Annotated in this window: 18 protein-coding genes; 10 read left to right on the top strand and 8 right to left on the bottom strand. The window is 48.1% G+C overall.

Going from position 1 to position 20,861, the window contains the following annotated elements:
- Window positions 1–11 precede the first annotated feature (11 nt).
- Window positions 12–1,880, top strand: a complete 1,869-nt coding sequence (gene msbA, locus ACZ5NB_RS18140) for a lipid A export permease/ATP-binding protein MsbA (protein ID WP_460234125.1) — start codon at window positions 12–14, stop codon at window positions 1,878–1,880.
- Window positions 1,881–1,909: 29 nt separating this feature from the next.
- Complete coding sequence (gene hldE, locus ACZ5NB_RS18135; RefSeq protein ID WP_460234124.1) at window positions 1,910–3,337, top strand: bifunctional D-glycero-beta-D-manno-heptose-7-phosphate kinase/D-glycero-beta-D-manno-heptose 1-phosphate adenylyltransferase HldE; 1,428 nt, start codon at window positions 1,910–1,912, stop codon at window positions 3,335–3,337.
- Between the two features lie 72 nt (window positions 3,338–3,409).
- Here hldE and ACZ5NB_RS18130 read toward each other — a convergent pair whose 3' ends face one another.
- The 5 genes from ACZ5NB_RS18130 to ACZ5NB_RS18110 form a co-directional block, all read right to left on the bottom strand.
- Entirely contained in the window at window positions 3,410–4,726 is a 1,317-nt protein-coding gene (locus tag ACZ5NB_RS18130; protein WP_460234123.1) for an MATE family efflux transporter, read from the bottom strand.
- A 48-nt stretch (window positions 4,727–4,774) separates the two neighbouring features.
- Window positions 4,775–5,329, bottom strand: coding sequence for a hypothetical protein (locus tag ACZ5NB_RS18125; protein ID WP_460234121.1), 555 nt, complete (start codon window positions 5,327–5,329; stop codon window positions 4,775–4,777).
- Window positions 5,330–5,437: 108 nt separating this feature from the next.
- Window positions 5,438–7,348, bottom strand: coding sequence for a 1-deoxy-D-xylulose-5-phosphate synthase (dxs, locus tag ACZ5NB_RS18120; RefSeq protein WP_460234120.1), 1,911 nt, complete (start codon window positions 7,346–7,348; stop codon window positions 5,438–5,440).
- Between the two features lie 107 nt (window positions 7,349–7,455).
- Window positions 7,456–8,346: a (2E,6E)-farnesyl diphosphate synthase gene (gene ispA / locus ACZ5NB_RS18115; protein ID WP_460234119.1), complete on the bottom strand. Its 891-nt coding sequence runs from the start codon at window positions 8,344–8,346 to the stop codon at window positions 7,456–7,458.
- Window positions 8,343–8,621 (bottom strand): exodeoxyribonuclease VII small subunit, encoded by a 279-nt coding sequence (locus tag ACZ5NB_RS18110; protein ID WP_460234117.1) that lies wholly within the window; start codon window positions 8,619–8,621, stop codon window positions 8,343–8,345. The genes ispA and ACZ5NB_RS18110 overlap by 4 nt, the downstream gene beginning before the upstream one ends.
- A gap of 217 nt (window positions 8,622–8,838) precedes the next feature.
- Between ACZ5NB_RS18110 and pomA the strand changes: the two genes are divergently transcribed.
- The 6 genes from pomA (at window position 8,839) to ACZ5NB_RS18080 (ending at window position 14,783) form a co-directional block, all read left to right on the top strand.
- On the top strand, window positions 8,839–9,597 hold the full coding sequence (pomA, locus tag ACZ5NB_RS18105) for a flagellar motor protein PomA (protein ID WP_460234116.1): 759 nt from the start codon (window positions 8,839–8,841) through the stop codon (window positions 9,595–9,597).
- 18 nt (window positions 9,598–9,615) lie between these two features.
- A complete protein-coding gene (locus ACZ5NB_RS18100) occupies window positions 9,616–10,599 on the top strand; it encodes a flagellar motor protein MotB (RefSeq protein ID WP_460234114.1) in 984 nt (327 codons plus the stop codon).
- A gap of 18 nt (window positions 10,600–10,617) precedes the next feature.
- The gene (locus tag ACZ5NB_RS18095; protein WP_460234113.1) at window positions 10,618–11,193 is read left to right on the top strand and encodes a PilZ domain-containing protein; all 576 of its coding nucleotides are present in this window, start codon (window positions 10,618–10,620) and stop codon (window positions 11,191–11,193) included.
- A gap of 978 nt (window positions 11,194–12,171) precedes the next feature.
- Window positions 12,172–12,738, top strand: coding sequence for an HNH endonuclease (locus ACZ5NB_RS18090; protein WP_460234112.1), 567 nt, complete (start codon window positions 12,172–12,174; stop codon window positions 12,736–12,738).
- A 92-nt stretch (window positions 12,739–12,830) separates the two neighbouring features.
- Window positions 12,831–13,709 carry a hypothetical protein gene (locus tag ACZ5NB_RS18085; RefSeq protein ID WP_460234111.1) on the top strand — a complete coding sequence of 293 codons (879 nt, stop codon included), beginning with the start codon at window positions 12,831–12,833 and terminating at the stop codon, window positions 13,707–13,709.
- A gap of 111 nt (window positions 13,710–13,820) precedes the next feature.
- Window positions 13,821–14,783 carry a sugar nucleotide-binding protein gene (locus tag ACZ5NB_RS18080; protein WP_460234110.1) on the top strand — a complete coding sequence of 321 codons (963 nt, stop codon included), beginning with the start codon at window positions 13,821–13,823 and terminating at the stop codon, window positions 14,781–14,783.
- A gap of 106 nt (window positions 14,784–14,889) precedes the next feature.
- Here the strand turns inward: ACZ5NB_RS18080 and fabB are convergent, their stop codons facing one another.
- Window positions 14,890–16,107: a beta-ketoacyl-ACP synthase I gene (gene fabB / locus ACZ5NB_RS18075; protein WP_460234109.1), complete on the bottom strand. Its 1,218-nt coding sequence runs from the start codon at window positions 16,105–16,107 to the stop codon at window positions 14,890–14,892.
- 85 nt (window positions 16,108–16,192) lie between these two features.
- Entirely contained in the window at window positions 16,193–16,726 is a 534-nt protein-coding gene (gene fabA / locus ACZ5NB_RS18070) for a 3-hydroxyacyl-[acyl-carrier-protein] dehydratase FabA (protein ID WP_460234108.1), read from the bottom strand.
- A 291-nt stretch (window positions 16,727–17,017) separates the two neighbouring features.
- On the opposite strand from fabA, the gene galU reads away from it, so the two are divergent.
- A complete protein-coding gene (gene galU / locus ACZ5NB_RS18065; RefSeq protein ID WP_460234107.1) occupies window positions 17,018–17,845 on the top strand; it encodes a UTP--glucose-1-phosphate uridylyltransferase GalU in 828 nt (275 codons plus the stop codon).
- A 34-nt stretch (window positions 17,846–17,879) separates the two neighbouring features.
- Window positions 17,880–19,232, top strand: a complete 1,353-nt coding sequence (locus ACZ5NB_RS18060; RefSeq protein ID WP_460234106.1) for a phosphohexomutase domain-containing protein — start codon at window positions 17,880–17,882, stop codon at window positions 19,230–19,232.
- 89 nt (window positions 19,233–19,321) lie between these two features.
- On the opposite strand, the gene ACZ5NB_RS18055 is transcribed toward ACZ5NB_RS18060, so the two are convergent.
- The gene (locus tag ACZ5NB_RS18055; protein ID WP_460234105.1) at window positions 19,322–20,827 is read right to left on the bottom strand and encodes a family 43 glycosylhydrolase; all 1,506 of its coding nucleotides are present in this window, start codon (window positions 20,825–20,827) and stop codon (window positions 19,322–19,324) included.
- Window positions 20,828–20,861: the final 34 nt, after the last annotated feature.

Below are 20,861 nucleotides of genomic sequence, written 5' to 3'. Positions count from 1 at the left end.
AGAGCAGGTTTGTGGCTAAATACCAAGTAAATGACAAGCTAGAATCAGGCGGCCTAGGCGTTTATAAGCGCTTGATTGGTTATGTTAAACCACACTGGTTTTTGTTTTCACTGAATATTTTCGGTTTTGCGATATTAGCTGCAACACAAGTGTTATTGGTGCAGTTTACTGGCTATGTGATGAAAGCCCTTGAAAACGCCGGTAAATCACCTGAAGAAATCGAGGCCGTTGAAAAAGACCTTAACGAGCCATTTTCTGAATGGTCGGACAAGTTCAAAATTGATGTGGATTGGCTTCCGGATCTATCAGATGACTTGATGATGGTGCCAGTCTTTGTCGTTTTCATTTATTTTCTACGTGGTATTGGTCTCTTTCTTGGAAATTACACCCTGGCTGTTGTTGCTCAGCGGGTGGTGCACGCGTTGCGTACTGAATTGTTTAACAAGTTAACGCAGTTGCCTGGACGATATTTCGATCGTTATGACTCTGGTGACTTAATTTCAAAAATCACCTTTAATGTTTCCCAGGTCACGTTAGCGGTCACGGATGCTTTAAAAATTATTATTCGCGAAGGAATGATTGCTGTTGGGTTGATGGGGTTCTTGCTCTATACCAATTGGCAGTTGACCATGATTTTCGTTGCGATCTCACCCGTTATCGGCTTGATGGTTGGAGTGGCCGGGAAACACTTACGTCGCTACAGCAGTAAAGTTCAAACAGCCATGGGTGTTATTACTAGTATTACAGGTGAAATGATTGGTGGCTTCCGAGTGATGCGTACTTATAGCGGTGAACGTTATGAAAAAGAACGGTTTGCTGACGCGAGTCACTACAACTTGGAACAAAATACAAAAATTGCGTTTACATCTAGCCTTGCAGCGGCAGTCAATCAATTCATCGTGGCAGTGGCCTTAGGTGTTTTGATGTTTATTGCCTTGGTCATCATTGATCCCGATGGCGCGGCAGAGCTAATTATGTATATGACCGCGGTGGGTTTGTTGCCAAAGTCGTTGAGACAGCTCGGCGATGTGTATACAAAAATCCAACGAGGTTTGGTGGCGGCACACAGCATTTTTAATCAATTGGATGAAGAGCCTGAGGTTGATAAAGGACAATACATCGTTGAGCGAGTAGCGGGCCGAATTGATATAAGAAACTTGTCTTTCACTTACCCCGGTTCAGAATCTCCATCGTTGATCGACGTTAACCTCTCAGTCAATCCCGGTGAGCTGGTGGCTTTGGTTGGAAGGTCTGGTAGCGGTAAATCAACCTTGGTGAATCTTATACCCCGTTATTATGATTACACCGAAGGCGAAATTTTACTTGATGGTCATGATATCAATGATTATCAGCTGGCAAATCTCCGAAAGCACCTAGCTTTAGTCACTCAAAACGTTGTCCTGTTTAATGACAGTATAAAAAGCAATATTGCTTACGGTGAATTGGCTTCGTGCTCGGAGGAAGATATCTATCGAGCCGCTAGCATCGCTCATGCTGCGGAGTTTATTGAAAAGTTACCTGCTGGTTATGATACGTTGGTCGGTGAAGATGGGGCGCGTCTATCGGGTGGCCAGCGTCAGCGATTGTCCATTGCTCGAGCCCTCTTAAAAAATGCTCCCGTTCTAATTTTAGATGAAGCGACATCTGCATTGGATAATGAGTCTGAGAAATTAATTCAGCAAGCATTAGACGAAGTTACATCGAACCGAACCACTTTTGTTATCGCACATCGCCTTTCAACGATAGAGAACGCTGATAAGATTGTCGTGATGAACGAAGGGCGAATCGTAGAAGTCGGCACGCATAAAGAGCTGCTGGCAAAAGGTGGCGAGTATGCCAACCTTCACGCGATGCAATTTCAAGAAAATCGCGCTAATTAAACTGTATAGAATCGAGTCGGAGAAAATTCATGCGATTACACATGCCGCGCTTTGATCAATCACAAGTGCTAGTGGTTGGCGATGTGATGTTGGACCGTTATTGGTATGGTGATACTTCACGAATCTCTCCTGAAGCGCCTGTGCCAGTAGTTAAAGTTGGGCGGCAAGAAGATCGTCCAGGTGGTGCAGCCAACGTGGCATTAAATATTGCAGCACTTGGTGGAGGAGCATCTCTTGTGAGTGTCGTTGGGAAAGATGAAGCGGCGGAAGCGTTGCAGGCGCGTTTACAAGCGGCCAATATTTTAGCGAGGTTTCATTATTCTGAAATCAATCCCACCATTACCAAGCTTCGTGTTATTTCTCGTCAGCAACAGTTAATTCGAATGGATTTTGAAGACGCTTATTCTGCGGAGGACTGCGATGGCGTTTTCGAGCAGGCGAAGCCTTTAATCCAAAACGTCGGTGCAATGGTGTTGTCCGATTACAATAAAGGCAGCTTGGCGGCGGCTCAGCAATACATAGCGCTGGCCAATCAATACAATGTGCCAGTATTAGTTGATCCAAAGGGATCGGATTTTTCAAAATACCGCGGCGCGACGCTTTTAACTCCTAACCTACATGAATTTGAAGAAGTTGTTGGTCGTTGCGAGACGGAAGCCGTGCTGGTTGAAAAGGGTAATCAGCTAATTGCTGACCTTCAGCTTAAGGCGTTGCTCATTACGCGCGGTGAGCATGGTATGACATTACTTGTACCCGGCGAGCCAGAATTGCATTTGCCTGCTCGCGCTCGCGAAGTGTTTGATGTAACGGGTGCGGGGGACACAGTGATTTCGGTTATCGCAGCGGCTCTAGCGGCGAAAGAGAGTTATGCCCAAGCCGTTGCCTTAGCAAATCTTGCGGCAGGCATAGTCGTTGGCAAATTAGGAACTGCTGTTGTGAGTGGCCCCGAGTTGCGTCGTGCCGTACAGGCTGAATCAGGTTCTGAGAAGGGCGTCGTAACTCGCGAACAGTTATCGATTTCGCTGTTAGACGCGAAAGCGAGAGGAGAGCAAGTTGTTTTTACCAATGGATGTTTCGATATTATTCATGCTGGCCATGTGGGCTATTTAGAAGAGGCGAAAAAATTAGGGGATAGATTAGTCGTGGCGATTAATGACGACGACTCTGTCAAGCGCCTAAAAGGGGAAGGTAGGCCTATTAATCCCGTTGATCGTCGAATGGCGGTGCTTGCTGGTTTGGAGTCCGTCGACTGGGTTGTGAGTTTTAGTGAGGATACTCCCGAAGAGTTACTGAGGGTCATTCAGCCAGATATTTTGGTAAAAGGCGGTGATTACAGTGACGATCAGGTTGTCGGCGCAGATATCGTAAAGGCCTATGGTGGTGAGGTGAAAGCGCTGTCGCTATTCGATAATTTATCGACTACAGCGATCGTTGAAAAGATTAAAAGCGACTCTTAAATGCATGGATGCCTTTTAAATACATAGGCATCGAGGGTTTTAAAAGGGAGGCCATGGCCTTCCTTTTTTTATTTAGCGGGGAGAGACCGTCTCGAAGAATCTCAATAGCATCAGCGCTCGACACAGAACGTATACAATAAACGACAGCCATAACCCCGCATTGTGTAGCCAAGGAGTGAGAACCAGGCTTGTTAGAAAAAAAATGGCAGTGGCTTGAAGAGAGGCCAGGCGCATCTCTCGTGTGCGTGTTGCGCCAATGAAAATACCATCGAGTTGGAAGGCGCCAACCGAGAACAGCACGTAGATAGCGACAAACCAAAGGCTAGAGTAAGCGGCTTCTCGAACGGTTGTAATATTAGTCAATGCATCAACGACGTGTTGACCCAATAATACAATGATGACCGCGAGTCCCAATGCAGTGATTCCGGCTAATATTGATGAACGCTTTACCGCTTGCTGAAAGTGAATTTTGTTTTTCCCGCCAATGGCCGTGCCAACGAGAGATTCTGCGACAAAAGCAAAACCGTCTATAAAAAATGCGCTGAACGAAATTATTTGTAACAAGATATGATTGGCAGCCAGTATGTCATTGCTGAATTGCGCGCTTTGGTCCGTAAACCAATAAAAGGCTAAGAGTAGTAGAACCGTTCTGATGAATATGTCGCCATTCGCTGATAGGGTTGCGTGAATCAGTTGTGGATCGAGAATCTTTTGCCAATGTATAAACTTCTCGGATGAACTGTCTTTGTTTCTCCTGCGCAAAAGCGAGATGACAATGAAGAGGCCGACGATAAATGCTGACCACTCGGCGATAAACGTACCTAACGCAATACCGCTCGCGCCCATGTTCAGGAAGCCAGCAAAAAAGTAGTCTAAAACTATATTTAGGCCATTCAGAAAAATTTGCAACGCTAACAGTAGACGGCTAGCGCCTAAGCCAATTAACGTCCCCATGAGGGCAAACGTAGCGAGTGTGGCGGGTGCTCCCCAGACGCGTATAGAGAAGTAGTCGGCCGCGAGAGTTTCTACTGTCATATCGCCATGCAGCGCAGACAGCGTTAACCATTTTATTGGCCACTGCAAAAGAATAATGCTTGCCCCTATAACCCCCGCAATTAACAGCGATCGCCATAAAACATTGCGGACTTCCGGTTCGTTTCTCGCGCCATTGGCTTGTGAGATGAAGCCCGTGGTGCCCATGCGTAAAAAGCCAAAACTCCAATAAATAAAGTTAAATATTAGAGAGCCGAATGCAATAGCGCCAAGGTCGCTGGTGGTGCCTAAGTTGCCAATAATGGCGGTATCGGCGAGCGCGAGTAGAGGGACAGAGGCGTTAGCCAAAATAATTGGCCATGCTCTCTGTAAAATATAGGAATAAGAAATGCTCATTGCGGTGCGCTGCGGCCCAGATTACACAGGGCCGCGCTGGGTAAAACGCTATAGGTTTTTGTCGGCTTCAAGGCTGGGGTAACTCATCAACACATCTCTAAACGCCATCAGTATATCGCCACTAGCCCGATCTTCATGCATGTATTCACCGGGTTGCACATGATGTCGTCGTTGTACCTGCCCTGACCAGACAAGTTCTTTGGTTGTGAACTCCCGAATATTTATTTCGATTGTTGCCATGTAAGACAGCGCTTGGCTATAGCTTTCATGACGCTCCCATTTTTCCATGGTGGATGAGACAGGTCTTTCTTGTTCTGCGTTGAGGTTTACATGAACGTAGCGCAGCGTGACAGCCAGGGATGGATTTTTGTGATTGCTCAAGTGAACTTTCCCCAAGCCTTTCTCTTGAAAGGCTAAGTCGAAGTTTTGCGTGATTGTGTCGGTCAAAAACGCCGGGATGTCTTGGGTTTGCAAGGTGTAGTTTGTGTATTGTGAATAGTTGCCTGGGCAGCAGAGCGTTACTGCATAGCCTACTGAGGTATGGGTGCTACTGCAGCTGGAGATAAAACAACTAATGAATAAAAGGACCAAAATTTTCTTCATAGTTCGCTCGCGATCGTGATGCTCTGTTTTGGTGGGTAAGGAGCACCAATTATGACAGTTGGCTACTGCAAACGACATGAATCTAAAAAATAAAAACGCTTTTTAACATTAAAGCGCAGCGTGGCTTTTACCGCTTAGTATGCTTAGGCGCTGCTTGATGGCGGCTTCCATTTTTTCTGGGGTTAAGCCAACAATGTCGAGAAGTTGTTGGTGCTTGCCGTGCTCGATCAATTGGTCGGGCAGCCCGAGGTGCATCACTGGTACAACTATGCCCGCCTCGGCAAGGTGCTCACTCACTGCGGCACCGGCTCCGCCAAGGGTTGTATTTTCTTCTAATGTGACAACGAGGTCATACTGAGTGGCCGCGTTTTCGATAACTTGAGTATCAATAGGTTTAACGTATCGCATATCCCACACCGAGGCATCAATACGTTCAGCGACTTCCATCGCTGCGGGTAAAAGTGTGCCAAAATTGAGAATGGCAACTCGCTTACCACTTCGCTTCGCAACGGCTTTGCCGAGTGGTTGTGTTTGCATTGTATTGTCAATTTGCACACCAATGCCAACCCCGCGAGGGTAGCGGACAGCGGCAGGACCTTCATATTGGTAGGCACTGTATAACAGCTGTCTGCATTCATTTTCGTCTGAAGGGGTGGCGATCACCATGTTGGGAATACAGCGGAGGTAAGAGATATCGTAATTACCCGAATGAGTCGGACCATCTTCTCCAACTAAACCTGCGCGATCAATGCCAAATGTTACGTCGAGGTTTTGTATTGCGACATCGTGAATAAGTTGATCGTAACCACGTTGTAAAAACGTTGAATAAATAGCCACGACGGGCTTTTGATCTTCGCAAGCTAAGCCGGCCGCCAGGGTTACGGCGTGCTGTTCGGCAATGGCGACATCATGAAAACGTTCAGGGTATTGTTGCGCAAATTTAACCATGCCCGAGCCTTCGCACATGGCCGGTGTGATCGCAATTAAGCGCTCATCCTGTGCAGCCATATCACAGAGCCACTGGCCAAATACATCTTGGTACTTTGGTGGTTTTGGTGTGTTGCTTTCAGCCACACTCATCTTGGGCTTTGGCTCTAATTTATTGAGAGCATGGTAGCCAACGGGATCCTTTTCGGCAGGTGCGAAACCTTTGCCCTTCTGCGTAATAATATGCAGCAGTTTCGGCCCTTTAATTTCTCTAAGGCTCGATAGATAGTTAACCAGGTTGGGCAAGTCGTGGCCATCAATTGGGCCTACGTAATTGAAGCCGATTTCCTCAAACAATGTGCCGGGCGATACAAAGCCTTTCATGTGTTCTTCGGTGCGTCGCGCAAATTCCCAGGCGGGCGGGATTTTTTCGAGCACTCGGCGTGAGCCCTCGCGCAACGAATTATAAAAACGGCTGGCCCAAATTTTCGAGAAGTAGGTGGCCAGTCCGCCAACGTTTTTTGAAATCGACATGTTGTTATCGTTGAGGATAACCAATAAATCGTTTTTGGTGTGAGCTGCATGGTGAAGTGCTTCAAAAGCCATGCCTGCAGTCATCGCACCATCGCCAATTATAGCGACGTGCTTACGAGGGTTTTGTCGATGTTCGTTGGCAATTGCCATGCCTAAGGCAGCACTGATGGATGTGCTGGAGTGACCGACACCAAAAGTGTCGTATTCGCTCTCGCTGCGTTTAGGGAAGCCACTGATACCGTCTTTCTGGCGAATCGATAACATCTCATCACGGCGCCCGGTCAGAATTTTATGGGGGTAGGTTTGGTGGCCGACATCCCAAACGAGCCGATCATCCGGTGTGTTATAGACATAATGGAGTGCGATGGTTAATTCAACCACGCCTAGCCCCGCGCCGAAGTGTCCGCCGGTTTGGCCAACGCAGTACAGTAGATATTCACGTAGCTGAGTGGCAACATCGGCGAGCTGTTTCTCGTCTAGCATGCGTAGGTCTGCGGGACTATTTATGGTGTCCAGCAGCGGTGTGCAAGGTCGGCGTTGAGGGATTTCTTCGAACATGAAAAACAACTTTATCTGAGAAGGGCAAATTGTATTGCGGCTGTCACTGCATTCCTAGTCTTCTTGGCCAATTATTACGATATGGCGACTAATACAAGACAATCCGGTTACGACTCGCGCTCAACAATGTAAGAGGACAACTGGCGTAACGGTTCCGCACTAGGGCCAAATCCATGGAGTGCATCAATGGCATCTTCGTGTAATTGTTTCGCTAGCGCCTGGGCATTGTCTAAACCCAGCAGTGAAACATAGGTGGGTTTGCTGAGGTGGGCATCGGCACCACTTTGTTTGCCAAGGGTTTGCGTGTCGCCGGTGACATCGAGGATATCGTCTTGAACCTGAAAAGATAAACCGATAGCGCTCGCGTAGCGGGCTAATGCTGAGAGCTTCTGCGAATCTTGTTCCCCAGCAGCCAGCGCACCCATGGTAACGCTGGCGCTGATTAATGCACCGGTCTTGAGTCGATGCATGGCTTCTAGTTCATGTCTACTGAGTGTTTTCGCGACAGAGCTGAGGTCAATGGTTTGGCCGGCGACCATGCCTTCTGCGCCAGCTGCTTTGGATAGCTCGGCCACAAGCTGTATCCGCTGCTCTGCGGGTCCGGGTGTTTCTGCTAGCAGTTGGAATGCCCAGGATTGCAACGCATCCCCCGCTAAGATTGCGGTGGCCTCGTCGTAGGCGATATGGCAGGTGGGAAGACCCCGGCGTAGGTCATCATCGTCCATTGCTGGCAGGTCATCGTGGATCAGGCTATAGGTGTGGATGCACTCTAAAGCGCAGGCGCTGGCATCCACTAAAGGCAAACTTTCTGCGCCGGCTACGGCTTCTGCGCTGGCGAAAACCAACGTGGGGCGCACGCGCTTACCTGCAGCAAATAAGCTGTAGTGCATGGCTTCTAACAGCTGTGGGGCATGAGTCCCTAGCTGTTTGAAGTTCTCGCTTAATGCGTGATTTACGCGCTGTTGAGCGCGCTGCAAATAGGCTTTGATATCGCTCATTCGCCGCCATCATCTGCGTCTAAGTCGCTGGTAATCAGCTCGCCCTGCTCTTCCATTAGCAGCTGCACCCGCTGTTCGGCGGTAGCGAGTTTGGCTTGGCATTCACGGGTTAACTTCACGCCGTCCTCAAAGGCTTTAAGTGATTCCTCGAGGCTGAGTTCACCACTTTCCATACGCTCGACTAAATCTTCGAGTTGAGTCATTGCTTGCTCGAAATCGAGGTCGTCTGCAGCGGAATTGGTGGATTTTGATTTGCTCTTTGCTTTACCCGTCATGTGTTGCCAAACCTAGTGAGATTGTAGGCGGCTATTCTACCGATATTTATGCCAAAGGCCGAGTGATCTGAGCTGCCGAGTTATCGTAAGGGGCAGAAAACTGGTTGCTCAGTAATTACCTACTAGACTGAAAAGAGAGGTTGATTTTCTTCCCCCGTTTAGTGGCGTCATGGTGCTGCTGAGGGAGAGGTATACAGTGTTTATAAAGGAGTAATTGGTGGATCTCGCAACGCTGATTGGGTTAATTGGTGCGATGGCACTTATCGTGGCGTCGATGCTGATGAGCGGCGAGCTCGGTATGTTTATCAACATGCCGTCGCTGGTCATCGTATTCGGTGGAAGCATTTTCGCCGTTATGGCGAAGTATGGGCTTGGACAATTTCTAAGTGCCTTTAAGGTTGCGGGAAAAAGCTTCATTTTCAAGGCAGATGACCCTTTAGATCTAATCGATGAAGTTGTAGAGCTGGCGGATGCAGCGCGCAAGGGCGGGCTGCTCTCTCTGGAAGGTAAAGAAGTAGAGTCAGAGTTTTTACAGAAAGGGATTCAATTGTTGGTTGATGGTCATGACCCGGATGTCGTGAAGACGTTAATGAACAAGGATAAGAAGCTGGCGGAAGAACGGCATTCTCAAGGGTCATCAATATTTGCCGCCCTTGCCGATATGGCGCCTGCCATGGGAATGATAGGTACCTTGATCGGATTGGTGGCAATGCTTGCCAATATGGACGACCCCAAAGCCATCGGCCCGGCGATGGCGGTAGCATTGTTAACCACCCTATACGGTGCTGTGTTGGCGAATGCGCTGTGTGGCCCTATTGCTTCCAAATTGCAACTACGGGCCGGTGAAGAGGCGATGTCCAAATCCTTAATTATTGATGCGCTGTTGGCAATCCAAAGCGGTCAGAATCCTCGAGTTATCGATACGATGCTGCGGACCTACCTTCCCGAGGGTAAACGGGAAGTGGATGAAGCGTAATTTCGTGGTGGTATAGATATGTCGGATGAAGAAGAGGATAAGTGCGACTGCCCCCCCGGGCTGCCAGCCTGGATGGGAACCTTTGCAGACCTGATGTCACTGCTAATGTGCTTCTTTGTACTGTTGCTGTCGTTTTCTGAGATGGATGCACTGAAGTTTAAGCGGTTAGCCGGGTCGATGGCGCAAGCGTTTGGCGTGCAAAACAAGTTAAATGTGAACGATGTGCCGAAAGGGACCAGCATCATCGCCCAGGAGTTTAGTCCTGGTGTGCCTGAGCCTACTCCAATCAATGAAATTTGGCAGCATACCGAAGACATCTCGACGATGAGCCTTGAGACTCAGTGTGCGGAGGAGTTTGATGTTGAACAAGGTGATGTCAATGCAGAGGCTGGTATAAAGGCGCGCATTAAACAGCGCCTCGAGGAGCTGATCTCAGAAACGGAACAGGATGCCATCACGTTAGCCAATGCGCTGCATGAACAAATTGCACTGGGCCAAGTAGAAATTGAAACGCGAGGTCGAGAAATTATCATCCGAATTCGCGAGGATGCCTCGTTTGTCTCTGGGTCGGCGGAATTGACAGGCAACTATCGCGATATCATTGATGAAATTCAAGACGTACTCATCGACAGCCCTGGCAAGATTCAGGTGCAGGGGCACACCGACAACATTCCAATTTCAACGGCACGTTTTCGATCTAATTGGGAGCTGTCTGCAGCTCGCGCAGTTTCGGTAGCGCAAGAATTAATGCGTGATGATCTGATTAACCCGAGGCGCTTTGAGGTAGCAGGCTTCGCTGATACGATGCCACTAGTACCAAACGACTCCAATGAAAATCGCATTCGCAATCGGCGGGTGGAAATTGTCGTACGCCAGGGATTGGGTGATGAGTTGTCACCTGATGATGTGGAGTTACTGCAGGATAGCGGTCAGGATATTATGCGCTCGCTGGACTTAAATCCTGATTATCTTTTTAACCTCGACCCCAGTGAAGTTTTCTGATCTTTTCCGGACATTTTAATGACTCAAGAACGTAGGCGTTTTTTCCGTATTACCGATACAGTGGGTGTCGCTTATCGCATTCTCGAAGAGGGAGAGCTGCCCAACCCTGAAGATATCGCACCACTGCTAGCGGCTCAAGACTTCAGCAAGTTGCAGCAATTGATCAATAGTTATGGCAAAAAAGACCCTGAGCTTGCCATCATTTTGAAACTTATGAACGCCAAAATGACGACGTTGATTAACGAGCTCAACATTGAGGCACGTATGACAGAACGTATGTCGCAGCATTTACAGGAAGTGAATATTAGCGCGTGCGGGATGGGCTTTCATACGGATGAGCAAATCTCGGTTGGTCAGGTACTTGCTCTCGATATGGTGTTATACCCCAGCGATCAGCACGTACACTGCTTTGGCGAACTCGTCGCCTCCGAGCCTGCGCTGGATGGGAGAGGGTTCTACACAAGGGTTAACTTTACTGGCCTCGATGAGTATGACCGAGAATTGCTTATTCAGCATATAGTGCAGCGCCAGAGCCTATTATTGCGGAATTACAAACAGCACTTGTCGAAACCTTCTGGTGGGAATGAGGAATAAAGTCTTACGCTTGTAAGCCTTTTCCTACAAAAACTAGTGTCAATGACGACTATCGTTAATCTCTGAATTATCGATAATGATCACTCGAAAGGACGCGAGCTTAAAGGATCTTCAACACGGACGTTGGACATGGATGTAAAGGATGAGAGGACACATCCTGTGATGTTTTGGCCCCGCCTCGGCTTCCGGGAGCGGGGCTTTTTATTGCTTGCCGCCAACCCCTCTTTTTACACACCACTCCTTATGAGACATCTTTGCTTGTAGTTGGCAAAGTTATCACTGATTACTTTTGTTCGATCAGGAAAAAGAACGCCCAATAAAATGTGGTTTCCTTAACTTGTGAGATATGTCCTACAAGGATTAGCGAACTTTGCCACTATTAACAGTGCGGGTGGTTTGGAATACTGGTAACAGTTGCCGGAAGCAACTGCAAGGATGCCGGGCAAGGGACTGGAAAGGATTTAGCCATCGCTCATCGGATTATGGGCCATCCTGTTGAGCCCCGCTGGGAAACCAGTGGGGCTTTTTTGTGCGCCACACAGTGATGAAGGGAGAACTCCACGGGATTTCATTAGGGTATTGTTTGGTGGGTTGACTATCTTTTAACCTCGGCGCATGATTGCCAGAGATGCGGAACCCATCGATGTGCTCAGAACGTCGGTTGTTCGCCAGCCAACGGGTGGCGATGTAGTTCAGTGTGTTTAGCGGGTTCTCGAATACGGGTGTTCAATATTCATCACGTTGAAGGTACTTTGCGTTCGTTAGATTAGCTTTTACCTATAACTATAATACTCCTATAGCTAGGGCTACTTCTTCATACTCCGCCGCCAGCGGCTGTCGGTCGCACTCGATAAATTCACATGTCACTCAACATTTGTCTGATGTTCGTCTGAACGTCAATGCTGTTGCGTATCACAAAACTGTCACCAAATTTACATTCAATACTTGCTTGCTGTTATCAATCGACGAGGACTGTTAATGGACGTACGTATTTTGAGGCTCAATATCGCGGGGCAGCCCGTAGAGTGGTTGCACTGGAAAGAGGCTGTTAATTTGCATGCGCGTGATATGGTCGTATGGAGTCTAGGAGGCATTGCCCGCGAGGTGCATGGGGGGTACTGTCGGCTTACGGGTTTGCAGTCTTCCATTAAACTGCCTGCGATTATAGCTTGTGGCGGGGAGCGCATTCCTAAAATCCGCACCAATCCGCTTCTCACTAATCAGGCACTATTTGCCAGAGACAATTATCAGTGTCTTTACTGTGGCAGCCAGTTTAGTTATGCGAGTTTATCAAGAGATCATGTGCAACCGCGTAGCCGAGGCGGGCAAGATAAGTGGGAGAATGTCGTCACAGCGTGTCGGCGCTGTAATCAGCACAAAGGAGACCGTTTGCTCGACGAGATCAACATGGAACTCATTGCATTGCCCTATCGGCCAAATTTTGCTGAGTTTCTCGCGCTAAGTAATAGTAAGCGTATACGGGGTGATCAAATGGAGTTCTTGCGTCCGCAGTTTTCAAAACATAGTCGATTCCAGCTTCAGTAAGTTGTCCTTTGGGGGGCGCTTGCTGACCAGGGCAACGATTAGTCGCACCACTAACCGCGACTAGTGCCGCCAAGGCAGGCTATGCTTAGGGCATGAATCGCTTATCATTCTTGTTCCTCGGCCTAATGGTTCTGAGTCTCTCCGCGGTGGCTCAAACGGCGTGTGATGCCCAGGCTAAAACCGATCTCGAAAAACTATTCTGTCAGGTGCAAAAAACCGGATATGGCAGAAGTTTGCCGAGTTTTAATGACTTCAAAAATAATAGCCGCAAGGTGCAAGCGGCGTTACTGCGTGGCCCTGCAAGGCAGTTGGGATTGAAAGTGCCGAGGCCGGCGGATCAAAACGTTCCTCGCTCGTCGCAGTCTCCAGCTCACGTTCCCTCTAAAGACTCCAGGTCAAAAACTCGCGCTGATGTGAAGACGATTGACGACGTGTCGGTCTCACTGGCTCCATCGGTAGTGCCAGCAGAGCCAGAATTTACCCCAGCAGAACGCCCCCCTTTGGCTACCTGCAGGTTGGCAGCTAAGGCCATTGTTTGTGCGAGTGGGCAATATCGCTTGCAGCTTAATAGAGCCAACCATTTGTTACCTGCTGGCGTGTTGACGGCGTCAAACAGTCTAGCGTTGGATTACTACCGTGGTTCGCCTGGTGATCGTGGAGCAGTCAAGACCTACTTGGTTGATAGCTATCAACAATATCTTGAGGCCATGCTGCGTATCGGTTTGGGCTCTTCGACGATGTCCTTCTCAAAGTTTTATTACACCTACGATGAACTACAAGCTCAGCGACAAGACTTTGTGCAGCGATTTGCGCAAATGTATGAATTTCTCAAACGAGATAAATCATCTATGGCAATAAAAGCGAGTTACCACGACAAATATCCCGAGTCACTGAATCAATGTGCATTGCTGGATGCTCACCTGATCGTGTGCGATGAGGGAAGTATTAATTGGGTTTATCTCAAGATTTAGTGACGGGAGTAATTATGTAAGCTGCTTTTCAGTCTTATGTGGTATTGTTGTCGGTCTACTGATTTATAGTGTTCTCGTTCCTTCCTTCCGGTAAGAGGTTGTTGTTTTTTCATGGTCGCTATCTCTAGCAAGCGCGTTCTCGTCGTTTGTCCTGACATTGATTCTTCAGAAACCGCGTTGGGTTACCAAATTGCAGACTTGCTCGAACAGGGAAATGTCCCTGTGTTGTCTCCGAGCCCAACCGAGATTAATTGGGGCGATATTAAAGACGTTAAAAATTATTTTGCTGTGCATCAGCCGCAAGTTGTTTTGTGTGCTTTACCGCTAGGCACGGAGCTGTTTCTGCGAACTCAGGACGCTAACGTAAGAGAAGTTTATCGAGCCACCTTGGCAAATGTAGCGCAAGCCGCCTCCATGAATGGAAGTGCTGTGATCTTCTTGTCGGATTACCATGTGTTTGGTGGCGAGGCTAAAAGTAGTTACTCTCATTCCGACGAAGCCTCACCTCTTGATGAGTTTGGCCGTTATGTGTTGAGTCTCGAACAGCTGTTCGCAGAACATTTAGAGAAATTTATCGTGTTACGCTTCAGTTGGTTGATTGATATTGTCGGTGACAACTTACTAACTCAGACATTAAAGACTATTTTCGATGGTGGTACGCTGCACGCCAATCGCCGCCGCCGAGGTAGCCCGACCTGGCAGCAAGATGCTTTGCGGGTGATTCATGGTGTGCTTCGCCAAATTATGGCTGGTGCGACCAATTGGGGAGTTTTTCATTATTGCAGCGCTGACTCCTGCTCGGAGTATGAATTTGCGAGTGAAGTTCATGCTTTACTAAGCGACGTCTATAGCGTCAAAGGTCAGGTTGAGAGTGTCGACACGGGTGCAGATATTGTTGAAGGGCACTATCCAGGGCTGCTTGAGCCTGCAAGTGCGGTATTGGCATGTACACGCATTAAAAATAATTTCGGGGCGCACGGCCGCAGTTGGCGTCAAGGATTGACCGCATCGGTCAATCGTTGGCTTGAGTTGCAAGGCGTCAGTGTGGAATTAAGAGAAGCTGGGGGTGCGTAAATTCGCGAGCAGATGATATTCAAATCAAATGATGAATATACGAAAAAGCCGGCTGCTTTAGCTAAGCAGCCGGCTTTTTTATTTGCTGAGCGGTAAACGTATTGTGTTAACTATCGCAACGCTCAAATACTAGGCATGCATTCGTACCGCCGAAACCAAAGCTATTTGATAACACGCTATTAAACTTATGGTTGTTCATTGTTTCGGTGACGATCGGCAGACCTTCGGCGTCTGGGTCGATGGTTTCGACATTAGCCGAAGCGCAAATGAAATCGTTGTTCATCATCAGCAAGCTGTAAATGGCTTCTTGAACACCTGTGGCACCCAATGAATGACCAGTGAGTGACTTAGTTGAGCTAATGTGAGGGACATCATCACCAAACACTTCACGGATTGCGTGTAACTCTTTGGTGTCGCCGACGGGAGTGCTGGTGCCGTGGGTGTTGATGTAATCGATTTTGCCATTGGCTGTCGACATTGCCATTTGCATGCAGCGTACGGCGCCTTCACCGGAGGGTGCAACCATGTCGTAGCCGTCCGAGGTCGCACCATAGCCGGTTAATTCTGCATAGATCTTAGCGCCGCGTGCTTTGGCGTGTTCATATTCTTCGAGAACCACACAGCCGCCACCGCCAGCAATGACAAAACCATCTCGGTCAGCATCGTATGCGCGTGAGGCTTTGTCCGGGGTGTCATTGTATTTGGTTGAAAGTGCGCCCATAGCGTCAAACAAGCAGCTGGATGTCCAGTGCTCTTCTTCAGCGCCGCCTGCAAAGACGATGTCTTGCTTGCCCATTTGAATTAGCTCGGCGGCATTGCCTATGCAGTGTGCACTAGTTGAGCAGGCGGAAGAGATGGAGTAGTTGACCCCTTTAATCTTAAATGGTGTTGCTAGGCATGCGGATACCGTGCTCGCCATAGTTTGGGTCACACGGTACGGACCAACGCGTTTAATGCCGCGTTCGCGAAGTATGTCGGCTGCCTCAACATTATTCAGCGCTGAAGCGCCACCAGAGCCCATTACAATACCGGTGCGAAGGTTTGACACTTGGTCGTCGGTTAGGCCGGCATCTTCAATGGCTTGGGCCATTGAGATATAAGCGAAGCCAGCTGCGTCAGCCATAAAGCGCAAGACTTTACGGTCGATGTGTTCTTTCAGGTCTATGTCGACGCTGCCTGCAACATGGCTGCGAAAGCCGTAGTCAGCATATTCCTGCTTGAATTTTATACCTGATTTGCACTCTTTTAGTGCATCGAGAACAGTCGCTTTATCATTACCGAGGCAAGATACAATGCCCATTCCAGTGACTACAACTCGTCTCATAATATTCCTCGTTGCATGATATGCAGTGATAAATAAAACGTTGATTTTAGCATCGGTTCTTCAATGATGACTGGAGGGTAGACGCTTAAAACGCCTGAGTGTCGCCATCAAGATTCATCAAGCCGACTCGTAAATCCTTAGCAAAATAGATTTCTTTGCCGTCGACCGAGACGCGACCATCGGCGATACCAAGCACAAGCTTACGCTCAATAACACGCTTAAGGTGGATATGGTAGCTGACTAGTTTGGCCGATGGCAGAATCTGGCCAGAGAATTTTACCTCCCCTGAGCCCAATGCGCGTCCGCGCCCTGGGTTGCCGCGCCAGCCGAGGAAGAAACCAACTAACTGCCACATGGCATCTAGGCCTAGACAGCCAGGCATCACGGGGTCTCCGGGAAAGTGGCAGTCGAAGAACCATAGATCTGGTTTGACGTCTAACTCAGCGATAATTTCGCCTTTGCCAAATTCCCCACCTTTGCCACTGATATGGGTAATTCGATCAAGCATCAGCATATTGGGGACAGGTAATTGCGCATTACCTGGGCCAAAAAGCTTGCCGTGGCCGCAATCAATCAGTTCATTGTAATCGTAGGAATTTTTGGGTTGGAAGTCAGTCATTGTGTTTGTTGTCTGAGGGCCTAGCCGTTCGGCGGGCGGGAAATCGAAAGGAGGCCATTCTACCCGTTACAATGCGCATGTCTAGCAGGAACTGGCGCTTAATTGTGCTAAGTCGTTGTAATCTAAACACCTTACTGATGTGTTATGGTGCGAGTCCTGAAACAGATAGCTGCCAACGTTGGCGTTATCCTTGCTTTGTTTAGATCATAGATCGCCGTTTTAAGAGTCCCGAGGCGGTCCGTATGGGATGGGGCCGATACCGCAATTATAAAAGTTACTTAAGGAATAGATATGATCACTAAATGCTTATTTCCAGTCGCAGGTTATGGAACGCGATTCCTTCCCGCCACCAAAGCCATGCCGAAGGAAATGCTACCCGTTGTGAATAAGCCGCTGGTGCAATACGGTGTAGAAGAAGCCATTGAAGCCGGTTTAACAGAGATTGGTCTCATCACTGGGCGCGGTAAGCGTGCTATTGCTGATCACTTTGACGTCAGCTATGAACTGGAGCATCAAATCGCCGGTTCTTCCAAAGAAGAGTATCTTTCTAGTATTCGCAATGTCATGGAAAAAGCTTCTTTCTCCATGACTCGCCAAAAAGAAATGCTCGGCCTAGGGGATGCAATCTTGAATGGTCGTCGCTTAGTGGGTGATGAGCCATTTGGTGTCGTGTTATCAGACGATTTGTGTTTAAACACGGGTGGTGATGGCGTCTTAGCTCAGATGGTGAAGCTCTATAAGCAGTTCCGCTGCAGCATCGTCGCGATACAAGAAGTTCCTGAGGAAGATATTCATAAGTTTGGTGTGATCGCTGGAGAAAAAATTAAAGATGGCCTTTACCAAGTTACTGATATGGTAGAAAAGCCCGCTGCTAAGGACGCGCCTACCAACTTGGCGATCATTGGCCGCTATATTCTCACTCCAGACATTTTCGAAATTATTGAATCTACCGAGCCGGGTAAAAATGGTGAAGTGCAATTGACTGATGCCTTGCTGACGCAAGCCAAAGCGGGTTGCGTGATGGCTTATAAGTTTGAAGGTAAACGATTTGATTGCGGTAGTGTTGAAGGCTTTGTAGAAGCCACTAATCACGTTTACGAAAATATTTATAAAGCGTAACTATCACCTAGTGCTTAGGATCTAGATATCTATCATGAGTAAACCTATTACCTGTTTTAAGGCCTACGATATTCGTGGGCGCGTTCCCGACCAATTGAACGTTGAAGTCGCGTATCGCATTGGTCGTGCGTTCGCACAATTTTTAAATGCGAAAAAAGTCGTTGTCGGTCACGATATTCGCCTCACCAGCCCGGAGCTAACCGATGCGGTGGTCGATGGTATTACCGATGCTGGAGCCGATGTATTACATATTGGTCAGTGCGGTACTGAAGAAGTTTATTTTGCAGCATTTGATCAACCTGTAGATGGGGGCATTTGCGTCACAGCAAGTCATAACCCAATGGATTACAACGGCATGAAATTGGTGCGCGAAGGTTCGCGACCTATTAGTGGTGACACAGGCTTGAACGATATTCAAGCCATTGCTGAAGCCGTAGAATTTACCGATGTGGAAGTTAAAGGCACCGTTACTTCCTACGATAGTCGGCCACGCTACATCGAACATCTGTTGACGTATGTTGACCGAGAGAAATTAAAGCCTTTGAAAATAGTCGCTAATGCCGGTAACGGCGGTGCGGGTATGGCTATTGATGCGCTTGAGCCACATTTGCCTTTTGAATTTATCAAAGTGCACCACGAGCCAGACGGAAGTTTTCCCAATGGCATTCCCAACCCGTTATTAGTGGAAAACCGTGATTCCACTATTCAAGCCGTGAAAGAAAGTGGCGCCGACTTCGGTATTGCCTGGGACGGTGATTTCGATCGCTGCTTCTTCTTTGATGAAACGGGTGCGTTTATCGAAGGTTACTATCTTGTGGGTCTATTGGCCGAAGCGTTTTTAATTAAAACGCCGGGGGCTAAAGTGGTTCACGATCCTCGTTTAACTTGGAATACGCAAGATATCGCTGAGCAATTGGGTGGTGAGGCGATTCAAAGTAAAACTGGCCATGCTTTTATTAAAGAGCGAATGCGTAAAGAGGATGCCGTCTACGGCGGTGAAATGAGCGCGCATCATTACTTTAAAGATTTTGCTTACTGTGACAGCGGTATGATTCCTTGGTTGCTCGTTAGTGAGCTTGTAAGTATCAAAGGTAAAAGTCTGTCGACTTTGGTGAAAGAGTGCATTGCGAAATTCCCCTGTAGTGGAGAAATCAATCGAGAAATCGCTGATCCTAAAGCCGCGATTGCGAAAGTCGAAAGCATTTATGCAGCTGATGCGAAAGCGATAGAAAAAGTTGATGGGCTAAGCATGACCTTTGACAGCTGGCGATTCAATTTGCGCATGTCTAATACTGAGCCAGTGGTAAGGCTCAATGTCGAGACTAAACAAGATATTGCGCTGATGGAAGAAAAGCGTGATGAGTTATTGGCACTGTTAGACAACTAATTTGATTCAGGTTGTTCCGCAAAAAATAAAAAACGCCCCAAGTGTTGGGGCGTTTTTTTAGGCATCTATAAATACATGTCTGGTTTGGTTTATGGTCCAGCAGATACCGGCCAGCCATCACTATCCCAGGCGATTTCAGAAATGCGTAAATGCGGTTCGCCGGTAAATGCTCGGTAGGCGTGATACATATTGTAGGCATTGTTCTCTGTAAACAAAATCGAGTTGTGGCCTGGTCCTCGCCAGCTATAGCTGCCAGTCACTAAGCTGGTGCCGCCGCCATCTAACATGCGCCGACCGTTTTTGTCGTAGTATGGTCCAGTCACATTTATCGATCGCCCAACACGAATATTATAAGTACTGTTAGTGCCGTCACAGCATTTGTCGAATGAAACAAACAAATAGTAAAAGCCGCATTTTTTCACAATGACCGGTGCTTCAATGGCATCGCCACCGCGTGACGCAATAGAAATTACGTTGCTGTCCGCGCGCGATCCATCTTGATTTAATCGAATCATTTTAATGCCGTCCCAAAAACTTCCGAACGACAGCCAAGGCGTGCCATCATCGTCGACAACAATATTGGGGTCGATTGCATTGTAGTTATTGCTGGTATTGCTGCAGATTACTGGGCCGCGATCTTGCCAGCTACCAGATGCCATACTATTACGCGTTGCGTGACCTATGCACGAGCGATTACTGCCAAAGGTTGAAACTGAATAATACAGGTGAAACTGCCCACCAAAGTGGGAAAGATCGGGAGCCCAAAGGTTTTCAACGCCTGGTACTCGTTGGCGCAACCAGGATGGACTGTTGCCTTGCGTGAAGGCACCAGAAGTGCCAACCCAGTTAGTTAGGTTTGATGATTGTTTTCCGGGTAACACCAACCCATCGGCAGGCGCACCAGTTTGCAATACATAAAACGTTCCGTTTTCCTCAATGATAGTTGGGTCGTGAGTGACGGTATTGCCAGACAACGACAATGTGCTGGGAGGGTTTCGGGAGTCGTAATTTGCTACCTCACATCGGTCGCCGGAGTTTGGCGGAGCAGTGTCGTCAACAAGCTCTAAAGACCACAGTTGGGGGTCGCCACCCCAATATGAGTAGAGTGCAATATTTCCACCAGAAGCCGTACTGTAGTTTTCCGCCTCAAGTGCTTTACCGCTGAATACCGATGTAATGTTGTAGTAGTCCGAACTGTCTTGGTTAATTCGCCACAACTGATTTTCGCCGCCCAAATATTCCCATTGGCGCGCGTCCGCGCCATTTTCTGCAATCCATTCATAGACGTCGAGAGATTTTCCGCTATGAGCCGGACGAATTGAATAGGTGCCGCTACCGATTTCAGTGATATCCCATTGCTGGTGAAGACTATTTGAAAAATTGTCTTGGACAACATTACTACCATTGCTGGTGCTGGCACTTTCCACGCTAAGCACCAGATTGCTGTGTCGATTGGTGATGATGTACCGACCTTCTTCAATCGTACTGCCAGGTGGTGAGGGCTCTGGATCGGGTTCGGGGCTGGGGGTTGCAGCAAAAATCGTTGGAATGGCTAGCGCGTTCAGCAATAAGCATGCAAGTGTTAGTCGCAGCATAGGTCCTCACTTATTTTTATATCGAGGGGGTTAA

Source organism: Aurantivibrio plasticivorans (assembly GCF_055392955.1).
The sequence above is the reverse complement of the archived record's forward strand: the minus strand, read 5'-3'. Positions and strand labels throughout refer to the sequence as shown.

What these genes read in the sequence shown, in the direction of transcription:
- fabB (WP_460234109.1), bottom strand. Translation starts at nt 16,107, where the DNA reads ATGAGACGAGTTGTAGTCACTGGAATGGGCATTGTATCTTGCCTCGGT.
- fabA (WP_460234108.1), bottom strand. Translation starts at nt 16,726, where the DNA reads ATGACTGACTTCCAACCCAAAAATTCCTACGATTACAATGAACTGATT.
- ACZ5NB_RS18100 (WP_460234114.1), top strand. Translation starts at nt 9,616, where the DNA reads ATGTCGGATGAAGAAGAGGATAAGTGCGACTGCCCCCCCGGGCTGCCA.
- ACZ5NB_RS18060 (WP_460234106.1), top strand. Translation starts at nt 17,880, where the DNA reads ATGAGTAAACCTATTACCTGTTTTAAGGCCTACGATATTCGTGGGCGC.
- ACZ5NB_RS18095 (WP_460234113.1), top strand. Translation starts at nt 10,618, where the DNA reads ATGACTCAAGAACGTAGGCGTTTTTTCCGTATTACCGATACAGTGGGT.
- ACZ5NB_RS18130 (WP_460234123.1), bottom strand. Translation starts at nt 4,726, where the DNA reads ATGAGCATTTCTTATTCCTATATTTTACAGAGAGCATGGCCAATTATT.
- ACZ5NB_RS18055 (WP_460234105.1), bottom strand. Translation starts at nt 20,827, where the DNA reads ATGCTGCGACTAACACTTGCATGCTTATTGCTGAACGCGCTAGCCATT.
- ispA (WP_460234119.1), bottom strand. Translation starts at nt 8,346, where the DNA reads ATGAGCGATATCAAAGCCTATTTGCAGCGCGCTCAACAGCGCGTAAAT.
- galU (WP_460234107.1), top strand. Translation starts at nt 17,018, where the DNA reads ATGATCACTAAATGCTTATTTCCAGTCGCAGGTTATGGAACGCGATTC.
- dxs (WP_460234120.1), bottom strand. Translation starts at nt 7,348, where the DNA reads ATGTTCGAAGAAATCCCTCAACGCCGACCTTGCACACCGCTGCTGGAC.
- ACZ5NB_RS18125 (WP_460234121.1), bottom strand. Translation starts at nt 5,329, where the DNA reads ATGAAGAAAATTTTGGTCCTTTTATTCATTAGTTGTTTTATCTCCAGC.
- ACZ5NB_RS18080 (WP_460234110.1), top strand. Translation starts at nt 13,821, where the DNA reads ATGGTCGCTATCTCTAGCAAGCGCGTTCTCGTCGTTTGTCCTGACATT.
- ACZ5NB_RS18085 (WP_460234111.1), top strand. Translation starts at nt 12,831, where the DNA reads ATGAATCGCTTATCATTCTTGTTCCTCGGCCTAATGGTTCTGAGTCTC.
- ACZ5NB_RS18090 (WP_460234112.1), top strand. Translation starts at nt 12,172, where the DNA reads ATGGACGTACGTATTTTGAGGCTCAATATCGCGGGGCAGCCCGTAGAG.
- ACZ5NB_RS18110 (WP_460234117.1), bottom strand. Translation starts at nt 8,621, where the DNA reads ATGACGGGTAAAGCAAAGAGCAAATCAAAATCCACCAATTCCGCTGCA.
- hldE (WP_460234124.1), top strand. Translation starts at nt 1,910, where the DNA reads ATGCGATTACACATGCCGCGCTTTGATCAATCACAAGTGCTAGTGGTT.